Genomic DNA, 13,126 nt, shown 5'->3' on the forward strand with positions numbered 1-13,126 from the left:
ATTTACTGCTATCACTGGCGTAACAGCGGCATCACAGGGCACACTGATGCACTGTGTGTCGCGGTGCGGCACACGAGGCTCCGGATTCGGGCGAGGTCGTTGGGGAAGACGTCCCTCGTCGAGGCTGGAGGTGTTGCAGTGCGCTCGTTGAACCAGTTCGCGGACGCGACGACCGGAGTGATCTACGTCCACTCGTCGCCAGCGGCCGTGTGTCCACACGTCGAGTGGGCGCTCGGCTCGATCCTCGATGCCCGCCCCAACCTGCGCTGGACCGCGCAGCCCGCATCCGACGGCACACTCCGGGCAACCTGTGACTGGGTCGGTCCCGTGGGCACCGGGGCCCGACTTGCGAGCGCTCTGCGGGCGTGGCCGCTGCTGTACTTCGAGGTGACCGAGAACGCGAGCGACGGCGTCGACGGCGAACGATTCGGGCATGCGCCGGGACTGGGGCTGTGGCGCGGTGCCATGAGCGCGAACGGGGACGTCGTGGTCGGCGAGATGCAACTGCGCGCGCTGCTGGCGAAGGGGCGCGACGACTTCGCCGGCGCCGTCGAGCATGCACTGGGCACTCCGTGGGACGACGTGCTCGAGCCCTACCGCAGCGGCGGCGAAGGGGCGGAAGTGACCTGGCTGCATCGCAACGTCGGCTAGACCCCGGTCGCACGAATTCGCTTGCCGGGCGCGGTCACGAAGGTCGTTGTCGTGCGCCGAGATTCGCACGTATTCTTCGAAAGTCGTTGCGAGATCTACGATTGCGGTTTTCGTCCGATTCGGGATCCCGGACGCGCACGCGGCTCGGAAACCGCGAAGGGCCCCGCGTCGACGACGCGGGGCCCTTCGAATCGCTGCAGGCTTACAGCGGAATGTTCTTGTGCTGTCCGCGGTTCGCGGGGGCAGCGGCGAGCGCCGCGGTGATGACACTGCGGGTCTTGGCGGGATCGATCGTTTCGTCGACGACACCGATCGAGATGGCGCGGCCGACGCCACCGGCGATGGCCTCGTGCTCGGCGGCCAGACGCTCGTGCAGAGCCTCGCGCTCCTCCTCCGGGGCGGCCGCGAGAGCACGCTTGTGGAGGATGCCGACCGCGGCCTTCGCGCCCATGACCGCGACCTCGGACTCGGGCCACGCGTACACGGCGGTCGCGCCGAGTGCACGGGAGTTCATCGCGATGTAGGCGCCGCCGTAGATCTTTCGGGTGACCAGCGTGACGCGGGGGACCGACGCCTCGGCGAACGCGTGCAGCAGCTTCGCACCGCGGCGCACGACGCCCTCCCATTCCTGGCTGACACCCGGCAGGTAGCCGGGGACGTCGACGATGACGACGAGGGGGATGCCGAACGCGTTGCACAGCCGGACGAAGCGGGCCGACTTCTCGGCGCTCTCGGAGTTGAGGCAGCCGCCCAGGCGCAGCGGGTTGTTCGCGATCACGCCCACCGTGCGGCCGCCGAGGCGACCCACACCGGTGACGATGCTGCGAGCCCAGTTGCCCTGCAGCTCTTCGAAGCTCGACTCGCCCTCGACGTTGTCGAGGAACTCGTGCACGATCGGGCGCACGTCGTACGCGCGCTTGGCCGACTCCGGCATGAGTGCGCGCAGGTCGGTGTCACCGTGCTCGGCGGCAGCGATATCGAATTCGCCCTGCTCGCAGAACATCGACACCAGACGGCGGGCGCGGTGGTAGGCATCGTCCTCGTCGCGCGCGGCGATGTGGGCGACACCGGACTTCTTGGTGTGGGTGTCGGGGCCACCGAGGGTCGCCATGTCGACCTGCTCGCCCGTCACGCTCTTGACGACGTCCGGTCCGGTGACGAATACGCGGCCCTCGGGCGCCATGATCACGACGTCGGTCAGTGCGGGACCGTAGGCGGCGCCGCCGGCCGCGAAGCCGAGCACCACCGAGATCTGCGGGATCAGACCCGACGCGCGCACCATCGCCTCGAAGACCAGGCCGACGGCGTGCAGGGCCTCGACACCCTCGGCGAGGCGGGCGCCGCCCGAGTGCCACAGGCCGACGACCGGTGCCTTCTCGGCGATGGCGGTGTCGATCGCGGCGACGATGTGCTTGCAGCCGTCGACGCCCATCGCGCCGCCCATGACGGTGGCGTCCGAGCAGTAGGCGATCGTGCGCACGCCGTCGATCTCGCCGGCTGCGGCGAGCACACCGGACTTGTCACGGTCGTGTAGGGGAGCGACGGTGCCGGCATCGAACAGCTTGGCGAGACGCGCGAGCGGATCGCGCGGATCGGTCGATGCTTCGGACTGCGTCGCGGGAGCCAAGACGGTCATCGTGTCCTCCTGAGCAAGCCCACATGGGGCGAAGGTTCGGGGGTGGGGACCCCGGGTACGGGGCCCCCACCTGGCGATCCAGCGAGTTCGGCTGGGTTATGCCCGGCCGAAGGCGAGCGCGACGTTGTGCCCACCGAAACCGAACGAGTTGTTGATCGCGAAATCGATGTCGCCGTAGCGGGGTTCACCCTTCACGACGTCGAGATCGATCTCCGGATCCTGGTTGTCCAGATTGAGCGTGGGGGGAATGATGCCCTCACGCACACTCAGGACTGTGAGCACAGCCTCGAGGGCGCCGACGGCGCCGATCGAGTGGCCCAGAGCCGACTTGGGCGCATACACCGCAGCGTGCGTGCCGACCGCTGCCTTGATGGCCAGACTCTCGGCGATGTCGCCGATCGGAGTCGCGGTGGCGTGTGCGTTGATGTGCTTGATGTCGGACTTGGTGAGACCTGCGGTCTCGATGGCCCGGGTCATGGCGCGAGCCGCCCCGGTGCCTTCCGGATCGGGTGCCACGATGTGGTAGCCGTCGGAGGTGATCCCCGCGCCCAGCAGTCGAGCGTGGATCGTCGCCCCACGTGCCCTCGCATGCTCCTCGGTCTCGAGGATCATCATGGCGCCGGCTTCACCGAAGACGAACCCGTCCCGGTCCTTGTCGAAGGGGCGCGAGGCCGCCTTCGGGTCGTCGTTGCGGGTGCTGAGCGCGCGCATCATTGCGAAGCTCGCGATCGGCACGGAGTCGATGTTGCCCTCGACTCCACCCGTGACGACCATGTCCGCGTCGCCCATCGCGATCATGCGGAACGCATGCGCGATGGCCTCCGACCCGGACGAACACGCCGAAACCGGCGTGATGACACCGGCGCGCGCGCCGAGTTCGAGTCCGACGGTGGCCGACGGACCGTTCGGCATCACCATCTGAACCGCGAACGGCGACACCTTGCGGTAACCGCCTGCGCGCAGCTTGTCCACGGCGTCGACGAGAGCCTCGCCGCCGCCGAGTCCGGTGCCGATGACAACCCCGAGTCGATCCTTGTCGACCTCGGGGCTGCCGGCGTTCTGCCAGACCTGCCGACCCAGAACTAGAGCGAGACGCTCGACGAAACTCATCCGTCGGATCTCGACCCTGCTCAGTGCGTCGTCGAACGGGACCTTGAGTTGGCCACCGAACCGCACCGGTAGGTCGAATTCCTCCACGAACGAGCCCTCGAGAACGTCGATGCCGCTCTCACCGGCCAGCAGGCCCTTCCACGTGCCATCCACATCTCCGGCAACCGACGTCGTAGCCGCGAGGCTGGTGACGACGATATTGGGGAATTTCCCTCTGGTAGAAGCGGAGGTCACGGTTGGCTCACTCGTCGTCGTTCTTCGCGGCCTCGAGCTTGGCCTTGACGGTCTCGGCAGCCTCGCCGCCCTCGGCTTCGACCTTCTGGATGTAGGCGACGACATCGCCGACGGTACGCAGGCTCGCGAGATCCTCGTCCGGGATCTTCACGCCGTACTTGTCCTCGGTCTGGACCGCGATCTCGACCATCGACAGCGAGTCGATGTCGAGGTCGTCGACGAACGACTTCTCGATCGTGACCTCGGACGGCTCGATGCCGGTGACCTCTTCGATGATCTCGGCGAGGTTGGCGATGATGTCTTCCTGGTTGGCGGCCACTACGTGGCTCCCTTCTTCGTTGTTTCGTGTCTTCGGGTTCGGATCGGCCGGGGCCGACCCGGGCACGCGCATCGTGAGCGCGCGGCGAGCTAACCGTCTTCGGTGAATTCGGTCAGTGCGGAAAGATCTCCGGGCTCCTTGAGCGGCACGGTCGGTGTGCCGCGCATCTCGCGCTTGGCGATCCCGATGAGGGTGCCTGCCGGAGGAAGTTCCGCGATCGCCGAGACCTGAGCGGCCCGCAGGCTCGCGGTACACAGGTCCCAACGCACAGGTCGGGTCACCTGCGCGGCCAGCTTAGTCAGGGCGTCGGCGCCGGAGGCCACCGGCGCGCCGTCAGAATTGGAGAGCAGGGTGCGGACGGGATCGCTGGGTGCGATCCGCGACGCGGCCTCGGCGACGGCGTCCTGCGCGGGTGCCATGAACCGAGTGTGGAACGCCCCCGCGACCGGTAGGGCGCGGACGCGGGCCTTCTCCGGGGGATTCGCTGCGAGCTGCTCGAGAGCGTCGAGGCGACCCGCCGCGACGATCTGACCGGCCGCGTTGCGATTCGCCGGCGTGAGGTCGAGTTCCTCGAGCCGCGACAGGACCGCATCCTCGTCGCCGCCGAGGACCGCGGACATGCCGGTGGGCTCCAGCGCGCACGCCTTCGCCATCTCGCCGCCGCGGATCGCGGCGAGCATCACCGCATCGTCGGCGGAGAGGACTCCGGCGGCAGCGGCAGCGGCGAGTTCACCGACGGAATGACCGGCGACGATGGTGTCCGCCGGGACGAGTCCGCGGCGTTCGAGCTCCTCGTACGCGAGGAGGGCGGCGGCCACCACGAGCGGCTGAGTCACGGCGGTGTCCGTGATCTCCTCCGCCGACGCGGTGGTACCGAGGCGCTCGAGGTCGAGACCGGAAGCCTTCGACCACAACGCCACGCGATCGTGTGCGCCCGGCAGCTCGAGCCATGGGCTGAGCATGCCGGGTGTCTGGGAGCCCTGACCCGGGGCTAGCAACGAAATCACGCCTACAAGAGAACACGTTCACCGGGTCCGCGCGAGATGTTGTCGGGGATGAACTCTGGACAGGTGTTTTGTAGGTTCCCCACAAAAAGGCACGTCGGCGCGCGCTATCGGATTCGGGCGCTCCAGTGTTACGCCCCAACATTCCGGAATGTGAAATTTGCGACGGATGCGTCGGAAGTCGCGGATTGAACGCGCGTTTGGGCAAGTCGGCCGACTGTCGCTGCGACGCGGAGCACATACGCGTCGCGTGGGTTCGTCGGATCCCGTCGCGTGATTTCCGAAATGCGCTTCAATCGGTACCGAACCGTATTTGGATGAACAAACAGCTGACGGGCACACGCCTCCACCGCACCACCGGAGTCCAGATAGGCGTCGAGAGTCTCCGCGAGGGCGGTGCCGGCGGTCGACAGCGGCTGTATCAAACGCTCGTTGAGGGCGGCGACAGCGGCGATGTCTCCGAGCAGTGCACGTTCGGGTAACAGCTCGGCGGCAAACACGGGACGAGGTGCCCCTCGCCAGCCCACGACAGCCTCGATTCCGGCCAGCGCCTCGACGGCGCTGAAGTGCGCGGCGCCCAGCGTCGGGGTGGTCGGACCGATCACCACTGGACCGTCCGAGAAGCTCTCCATCAGCTCGTGCACGAATTCGTGGGCGCCCTTGGTGCCGTGCAACTCGCCGCTCACCACCATCACGAGCCGCTCGCCCTGGACGACGGCCAGCGCCGCCCGCCCATGCTTCTGGGCGGTGGTGTGCACTGTGCCGATCACCGAGAGGCTTTCCTCGGGCGGGGGAGTGCCGACGATCACTGTCGCCGGTGTGGTCGCGTCCCAGTTCAGGGTCGCGGCTCGAGACTGCAGCTCGGATCCCGTGTCGCCGCGGACGACGGCGTCGACGACGAGGGCCTCGAGCCGGGTGTCCCACGCACCGCGCGACTCGGCCGCGCTCGCGTACACCGACGCCGCCGCGAAGCCGAGCTCACGGCCGTACCGCAGGATCGACTCGGTGAGCGCGACCAGCTGTCGGTCGTTGCGGGCGAGCGCGGGTAGGCGCTGCTCGAAGAACTCCATCGCCACCCGCACCATGTCGACGGTCTGCCGCAGGGTCAGCCGCCGGGCGAGGTCCTGCGGGATCACCTGGAATGCGTCGATGGTGAACCGGATGTCGCTGTCGGAGTCCGTGAGCCATTCGAGGAAGTTGACGACCGACCTCTGGACGATCATCTGCACGCTCGCGCGCTGTTCGGCGTCGAGGTCGGCGAAGAACGGCAGCTGACCCTGCATCGCGGCGATCGCCTCGGTGGACAGCCTGCCGGAGAACTGCTTGACGCGGCGCAACAGCGCGTCGGGCAAGGAGTCGCGGCTCGGCCGTCCCGTGGGGTTCGGGGCCGGCGGCTGGTAGCGCGCCCGTCGGGGCTGCGGCGGGTTCGGCTGCTCCGCGCGCGCGGGCGGGGAAGGATTCGACGTCTCGGGCTGATCCGCGGCCATGAAAAGGAACTTACGCCCGCCGCCGACACGAGGTCCGAGGACACTCGTGCCGGCGACGGGCGTTCAGCGTGTTCCGCGTCGGGCGCGGCCGATCAGTTCGATCGGCTCGGCGTCACGCGACGCCGGGATCCGACGTCTGCTCCGGCGCGGCGAGCACGTCGTCGATCCGGTAGCGCGCCGCCGCCTCGACGGCCTTCGACCGGTCGAGCTCGCCGGACTTCGCGAGCGACGAGAGCACCGCGACCGCGATGGACTCGGCGTCGACGTTGAAGAACCGGCGCGCGGCCGGACGGGTGTCGGAGAAGCCGAACCCGTCGGTGCCGAGCGTGGTGTAGGAGCCGGGGACCCACTGGCGGATCTGGTCCGGCACCGCCCGCATCCAGTCCGACGCCGCGACGAACGGACCCTGCGCCTGCGAGAGGACCTGGGTGACGTACGGCTGCGGTGCGTCGACGCCCGGGTTGTGCAGCGCCTCGCGCTCGCACTCGATGCCCTCACGACGCAGCTCGCCCCACGACGTCACCGACCACACGTCCGCGGCGACACCCCAGTCGTCGGCGAGCAACTGCTGCGCGCGCAGAGCCTCGGGCATCGTGACGCCCGAGACGAGGATCTGGGCCCGCGGACCGGAGTTCTCGGCCCGCTTGTACAGGTGGATGCCCTTGAGCAGGCCGTCGACGTCCAGGTTCTCCGGCTCGGCGGGCTGCTGGTACGGCTCGTTGTAGACCGTCAGGTAGTAGAAGATGTTCTCTCCACCGAAGCCGTCCACGCCGGGCGTTCCGCCGTACATGCGACGCAGGCCGTCCTTCACGATGTGCGCGATCTCGAACGAGAACGCCGGATCGTAGGACACCGCGGCCGGGTTGGTCGACGCCAGCAGCAGCGAGTGGCCGTCCGCGTGCTGCAGGCCCTCGCCGGTCAGGGTGGTGCGGCCGGCGGTGGCGCCGAGGACGAAGCCGCGGGCCATCTGGTCCGCCGCCGCCCACAGGCCGTCACCGGTCCGCTGGAACCCGAACATCGAGTAGAAGATGTAGACCGGGATCATCGGCTCGCCGTGCGTGGCGTACGACGTGCCCACCGCGGTGAACGACGCCGTCGAGCCGGCCTCGTTGATGCCCTCGTGGAGGATCTGCCCGACCGAGCTCTCCTTGTAGGCGAGCATCAGTTCGGCATCGACCGAGGTGTACAGCTGTCCGTTGCGGTTGTAGATCTTCAGCGACGGGAACCACGAGTCCATGCCGAACGTGCGGGCCTCGTCGGGGATGATCGGGACGATGCGCTTGCCGATCTCCTTGTCGCGCAACAGTTCCTTGAGGATGCGCACGACGGCCATCGTCGTCGCGACCTCCTGCTTGCCCGACCCCTTCAGGACCGGCGCGTACGTCTTGTCGTCCGGCTGGGCGAGCGGCGCGGCGTCGGTGCGGCGCGACGGCAGGAAACCGCCGAGCGCCTTGCGGCGCTGCAGCATGTACTGGATCTCCGGCGAATCCGGGCCCGGGTGGTAGTACGGGGGCAGGTACGGATCCTTCTCGAGTTCCGCGTCGGAGATCGGGATCCGCTGGATGTCGCGGAAACGCTTGAGGTCGTCGAGCGTCAGCTTCTTCATCTGGTGCGTCGCGTTGCGACCCTCGAAGTGCTTGCCGAGGGTGTAGCCCTTGATGGTGTGCGCCAGGATGACCGTCGGCTGACCCTTGTGCGCCATCGCGGCCGCGTACGCCGCGTAGATCTTGCGGTAGTCGTGGCCGCCGCGCTTGAGGTTCCAGATCTCCTGGTCGCTCATATCCGCGACGAGGGCCTTGGTGCGCGGATCCCGACCGAAGAAGTGCTCGCGGACGAAGGCGCCGTCGTTGGCCTTGTACGTCTGGTAGTCACCGTCCGGCGTCTCGTTCATCAGGTTGACGAGCGCACCGTCCTTGTCGGCGTGCAGCAGCGAGTCCCACTCGCGGCCCCACACGACCTTGATGACGTTCCAGCCGGCACCGCGGAAGAACGACTCCAACTCCTGGATGATCTTGCCGTTGCCGCGGACCGGGCCGTCGAGACGCTGCAGGTTGCAGTTGACGACGAAGGTCAGGTTGTCGAGGCCCTCGGTGGCCGCGACGTGCGCGAGACCGCGCGACTCCGGCTCGTCCATCTCGCCGTCGCCGAGGAACGCCCACACGTGCTGGTCGGCGGTGTCCTTGATGCCGCGGTCGTGCAGGTAGTGGTTGAAACGCGCCTGGTAGATGGCGTTCATGGGCCCGAGGCCCATCGACACCGTCGGGAACTCCCAGAAGTCGGGGAGCAGACGCGGGTGCGGGTACGACGGCAGGCCGCCGCCGGACTGGGCGTGGCTGGCCTCCTGGCGGAACCCGTCGAGCTGCTCTGCCGGGATGCGCCCCTCGAGGAACGCGCGGGCGTAGATGCCCGGCGAGGCGTGCCCCTGGACGAAGATGTGGTCGCCGCCGCCGGGATGATCCTTGCCGCGGAAGAAGTGGTTGAAGCCGACCTCGTACAGCGCCGCGGACGACGCGTAGGTCGAGATGTGACCGCCCACGCCGATGCCCGGTCGCTGGGCGCGATGAACCATGATCGCGGCATTCCAGCGGATCCAGGCGCGGTACCGCCGCTCGACCTCTTCGTCGCCGGGGAACCACGGCTCGTTCTCGGTCGGGATCGTGTTGACGTAGTCGGTCGAGGTGAGCGCGGGGATCGCGACGTGCTTCTCGCCGGCGCGCTCGAGCAGGCGCAGCATCAGGTAGCGAGCGCGGGCGTGGCCCGCCCGGTCCAGCAGGCCGTCGAACGATTCGAGCCACTCGCTGGTCTCGTCCGGATCGATGTCCGGCAGATAGGAAGCCACCCCTTCGCGGATGACGCGGACCCGGCCGTCGGTGCCGGGCTGCGCGTTCGCAGCGGGTGACGAGGCCCCTCCGGAGACGCCTGGTGTGTCGGCGTTCGGCTGAGACGCGGGCCCCTGGATCAGGTCTGACAAGGTGTGCTCCTCATTGTGGTGGGACGCGCGGTGTCGCGTCCGCTCCATCCGGTCGGTCCTTGTTAGGACCTACCGAGTTTCCATATGAATATGGCGCAGCACTCATCTTTCACCATCCAGACGAACTGAGCACCCCCGCTCCTGTTGTTCGGTACCCGGCGCGTCGCGGCACCATGTTCGGCCGGGGATTTGCCCTGATAGGGGCGGTACGCGCCGTCCTGCGAGCACTTTCTCGAGATTTTCTCGTTCGTCAGCTTGCGCGAAAGGCTTCGACCATGTTCGCTTTCCACTATTGATCGACACATGCTCGATCCCGACCGGGGTACGCGGAAGTTCGCGCCCCACCGAACAGAGGAGGACACCACCGTGGTCGCCGCGGAGGACGCTCAGAACTACGCTCAGAAACTCGGCGTTATCCACGACATGGTGGTTCAGGAACTGGGTTGGGACGAGGACACAGACGACGAGCTGCGTTCGTCGGTGGAAGAGGCCATCGGTGGCGAGATGGTCGACGAGGACTCCGACGAGGTCGTCGACGTCGTGCTGCTGTGGTGGCGCGACGGTGACGGCGACCTGGTCGACGCGCTGATGGACGCTATCGGCCCGCTGTCGGACGATGGTTTCGTGTGGGTCCTCACTCCCAAGACGGGTCGACCCGGCCACGTCGAGCCCAGCGAGATCGCCGAATCCGCTCCCACCGCCGGCTTGACGCAGACGTCGGCCGCGAACCTCGGGTCGTGGAGCGGCAGCCGGTTGGTCCAGCCGAAGGCGCGCGCACCCAAGCGCTGATCGACCCCCGTAACCGCAGTTCCGTTCATCCGCGCGGCGTACGTTTGTCGTGGCGGATGCGCCGACGTACCCGACGTTAGGACCAGGCATGCCTCTCGAGGTGGGCGCCACCGCGCCCGATTTCACGCTCAAGGACCAGAACAACCAGGAAGTCACGCTGTCCGACTTCCGTGGCAAGAAGAACGTCCTCCTCGTCTTCTACCCGCTCGCGTTCACGGGCGTGTGCCAGGGCGAACTGTGCCGCGTGCGCGACGAGTTGCCGAAGTTCCAGAACGACGACGCCGAGATCCTCGCGATCTCGGTCGGCCCGTCGCCGACCCACAAGATCTGGGCCGCCGAGCAGGGCTACACGTTCCCGCTGCTGTCGGACTTCTGGCCGCACGGCGCCGTCGCCGAGGCGTACGGAGTGTTCAACGACAAGCTCGGCTTCGCCAATCGCGGCACCTTCGCGATCGACAAGGACGGCATCATCCGCTTCGCGGAGATGAACGGCCCCGGCGAACCCCGTGACCAGGCAGCTTGGGAGAAAGCGCTCACCGCGCTAAAGTCCTGAAGCGATTCCGGCGGCAGTCGTCGCCGGATTTCGGGCGTGTAGCTCAGTGGTAGAGCTCTGGTTTTACACACCAGCGGTCGGGGGTTCGAAACCCTCCGCGCCCACCAAGGTTGTTACAGGTGAGAGGTGTTGTTTCGCATCTTGGAGCGTGTAGCGCGTTGTCACAACGCCGCCAAGTTGTCACGGATTGTCACATCTCCCGATAACTCTGCGCCGGTGGCCGCGGGTCTGCTCCTCATCGTCACCAGTCGGGCTAGTCTCTTCGCCGCAGCGGTCAGCGCGTGTGGCTGGTTGTGGACGCAACGGGCCATCGTGAACGACGCCGTGGCGTGCCCCAACCAGCCCGAGACGGTCGGATCGGTACGCCGTTGAGGATCATGAGCGTCGCACAGGTGTGGCGTTCGTCATGGGGATTGATCGCAGGTGCCCGAGGGCGGTCACAGGCGGCATTCGAGCGGTCTGTGAGGTAGTCCGGGGTACACCGCGGTGCGAGAAGGTCTACGAAGAACGTAGCTGCTCTCCTTGTAAGTCAGTACTGGCTCACCGTGCTGTACGCCCCGTGCGTGGAACAGAGGCGTGTCGACGGGATCGGGGATCGGCAGCTCTCGATTCGAGCGCTCCGTCTTGGGCTTGCCGATGATGACCTCCCGCCCGCGATCGTTCGAGTCCTGACGATCTATATGGTGTGGGCCTCCATGTCGATGTGTTCCGATCTAAGGTCGGCCAACTCTTGCTTGCGGAGCCCGAGTGAGCCGACCTGGTGCTGGTGCCCGTCGCGGTCGTTCGCCGTGATGTTGATACCGCGCTTCGTTGCGTCCTAGATCGTGGTCAGCACCGCAGTCAGGCTTCGCGAGATGCGGCGTACCTCGGATACGATCAAGGTGTCGCCGGCCTTGAGTGATTCGAGCACTGCGCCGATCTTCCGATCCTTCACGTCGACTTTGCCCGCGATAACCTCGGATATGAACTTGTCGCACCTGATTCCGCGGTGCTCCATTAAGCTACGGATCTCGAACTCTTAGTTCTCCGCGTCTTGGACTCCTGTGCTGACGCGTGCGTGCGCGATGACTTTGGCCATAGGCCTCCTCTCTTCAGTTTTGTTGGTGGTGTGCAGTGCTACGCTCCGTCGAACCTCTACGACGGAAGGTGTTCAGGATGAGCCGCGAGCAGATGTACAAGCTGATCCGGGTGAACAAGGAGAGGCCGAGCGACGGTCTCGTGAATGACATCCACAAGCTTGCAAAGGAGCTTGTAGACACCGGGGAGCTGAGTCAGGACGACGCGCTGGACATCATTCAGTCGCTCTGACCTATAGGGTGCTGTCGGCACGCGCCTGGACCTTCATCGCGTGGACTCTGAGACCTGGGCGATGGCCCTACTGATTACCATCGTTTGCGGCGCGGGCGCCTTCATCGCGCTGCTCCGTGCCTGGGCCGGCCTGGCCGCGATCCTTGGTTTTTTCGCTCTCGGCGGCGCCCTCGTGGTTGTCTGGGGAATCCTGGCCGGCCTCTTCAGCGCCATCTCGTGAGATAGCCGGTACCTCAACACCACTGGCCTTCAGTGCTTCCGTGCAACCTGCGTCTCCCGCAGCCTGACTTCAGCTATGTACTCGGTGTACTTGCTGTCCATGTCATCCGCGGCTTCACGCATCGCTTAGGAGACGTCGAACAGAGATGGCAGCGTTAGCGACTCGAACGGGGGAGCGACTTGGCGAACACGATGAAGTCCCCCCGTATCTGCTTCACGAAGCGAAACTCGTGGAGGGTATTGCCGAGTATCTAGCCGGCCTCGCCGGGCGAGCACCGAGCTACGTCGATTGGTCTCTAGTTCTCGAGCCGGTCAAGGCTGCCGCGAACCTCCTCGCCGACGAGGACGACGAGGTGTGGCAAGGAGAAGCAATCAGCCTCACCAAGGCCGTGGTCGACGCCCCAACGGCACTGGTCGCTACTGGTGGTCACTTCGGCGAGCTGGAGTACGGCATCAACCTGGGGATCTCGACACTGAGCGAGTCTGTGCTGATAGCTGCTCGTGAGCAGACCGCCGCGCTTGTCAGCCAGGTGACGGAGACCAACCGGAAGCTGATTCGCGAGGCCATCGCCCAGACGGAGAGCATGAACGCCTACCAGGCGGGACTGAAGAACTTTTGCTATCGAGACCGGAGCCAAGACGAAGACCTGGGAGGCGTTGGCCGGTGCGTGCGGATGTGCGGACCGATGGACGGAGGGACGGTCGACATCGACAAGCTGTTCAGTAATGGGAAGGATCGGCCGAGTGTCCACCCGTGGTGTCGGTGTGGGGTGGTCTACGGATACTGATCTGTTGGAGTGGTTGAGGCGGTTCCCAATGGGGTTGGTCTCCGCAAACCTTCCACC

General features: G+C 66.6%; 13 protein-coding genes and 1 tRNA gene. 7 read left to right on the plus strand and 7 right to left on the minus strand.

The window, feature by feature from the left end:
- Positions 1-138: 138 nt before the first annotated feature.
- The gene (locus ABI214_RS24065) at positions 139-651 is read left to right on the plus strand and encodes a DUF3145 domain-containing protein (RefSeq protein WP_348604933.1); all 513 of its coding nucleotides are present in this window, start codon (positions 139-141) and stop codon (positions 649-651) included.
- Positions 652-853: 202 nt separating this feature from the next.
- Here the strand turns inward: ABI214_RS24065 and ABI214_RS24070 are convergent, their stop codons facing one another.
- From ABI214_RS24070 to aceE, 6 genes are all read right to left on the minus strand, one after another.
- Positions 854-2,287: an acyl-CoA carboxylase subunit beta gene (locus ABI214_RS24070; RefSeq protein WP_348604934.1), complete on the minus strand. Its 1,434-nt coding sequence runs from the start codon at positions 2,285-2,287 to the stop codon at positions 854-856.
- A gap of 96 nt (positions 2,288-2,383) precedes the next feature.
- Entirely contained in the window at positions 2,384-3,631 is a 1,248-nt protein-coding gene (locus ABI214_RS24075; protein ID WP_348604935.1) for a KasA/KasB family beta-ketoacyl-ACP synthase, read from the minus strand.
- Between the two features lie 7 nt (positions 3,632-3,638).
- Entirely contained in the window at positions 3,639-3,950 is a 312-nt protein-coding gene (gene acpM / locus ABI214_RS24080; RefSeq protein ID WP_348604936.1) for a meromycolate extension acyl carrier protein AcpM, read from the minus strand.
- An 89-nt stretch (positions 3,951-4,039) separates the two neighbouring features.
- Positions 4,040-4,957, minus strand: a complete 918-nt coding sequence (locus ABI214_RS24085; protein WP_348604937.1) for an ACP S-malonyltransferase — start codon at positions 4,955-4,957, stop codon at positions 4,040-4,042.
- A 128-nt stretch (positions 4,958-5,085) separates the two neighbouring features.
- Positions 5,086-6,441, minus strand: coding sequence for a helix-turn-helix domain-containing protein (locus ABI214_RS24090; RefSeq protein WP_348604938.1), 1,356 nt, complete (start codon positions 6,439-6,441; stop codon positions 5,086-5,088).
- A gap of 112 nt (positions 6,442-6,553) precedes the next feature.
- Positions 6,554-9,412: a pyruvate dehydrogenase (acetyl-transferring), homodimeric type gene (gene aceE / locus ABI214_RS24095; protein WP_348604939.1), complete on the minus strand. Its 2,859-nt coding sequence runs from the start codon at positions 9,410-9,412 to the stop codon at positions 6,554-6,556.
- 366 nt (positions 9,413-9,778) lie between these two features.
- Here aceE and ABI214_RS24100 point away from each other — a divergent pair, with 366 nt between their 5' ends.
- From ABI214_RS24100 to ABI214_RS24110, 3 genes are all read left to right on the plus strand, one after another.
- Positions 9,779-10,201, plus strand: a complete 423-nt coding sequence (locus ABI214_RS24100) for a DUF3052 domain-containing protein (protein WP_348611990.1) — start codon at positions 9,779-9,781, stop codon at positions 10,199-10,201.
- Between the two features lie 88 nt (positions 10,202-10,289).
- Positions 10,290-10,754, plus strand: a complete 465-nt coding sequence (locus ABI214_RS24105) for a peroxiredoxin (protein WP_348604940.1) — start codon at positions 10,290-10,292, stop codon at positions 10,752-10,754.
- Positions 10,755-10,786: 32 nt separating this feature from the next.
- Positions 10,787-10,861 (plus strand) — tRNA-Val (locus ABI214_RS24110).
- Positions 10,862-11,571: 710 nt separating this feature from the next.
- Here the strand turns inward: ABI214_RS24110 and ABI214_RS25570 are convergent.
- Entirely contained in the window at positions 11,572-11,763 is a 192-nt protein-coding gene (locus ABI214_RS25570; protein ID WP_408586532.1) for a recombinase family protein, read from the minus strand.
- A 146-nt stretch (positions 11,764-11,909) separates the two neighbouring features.
- Here ABI214_RS25570 and ABI214_RS24115 point away from each other — a divergent pair, with 146 nt between their 5' ends.
- From ABI214_RS24115 to ABI214_RS24125, 3 genes are all read left to right on the plus strand, one after another.
- Entirely contained in the window at positions 11,910-12,062 is a 153-nt protein-coding gene (locus ABI214_RS24115) for a hypothetical protein (RefSeq protein ID WP_348604941.1), read from the plus strand.
- A gap of 40 nt (positions 12,063-12,102) precedes the next feature.
- The gene (locus ABI214_RS24120; protein ID WP_348604942.1) at positions 12,103-12,282 is read left to right on the plus strand and encodes a hypothetical protein; all 180 of its coding nucleotides are present in this window, start codon (positions 12,103-12,105) and stop codon (positions 12,280-12,282) included.
- Between the two features lie 145 nt (positions 12,283-12,427).
- Entirely contained in the window at positions 12,428-13,069 is a 642-nt protein-coding gene (locus ABI214_RS24125) for a hypothetical protein (protein WP_348604943.1), read from the plus strand.
- Positions 13,070-13,126: the final 57 nt, after the last annotated feature.

Source organism: Prescottella soli (genome assembly GCF_040024445.1).
In the GTDB taxonomy this organism is placed as follows: domain Bacteria; phylum Actinomycetota; class Actinomycetes; order Mycobacteriales; family Mycobacteriaceae; genus Prescottella; species Prescottella soli.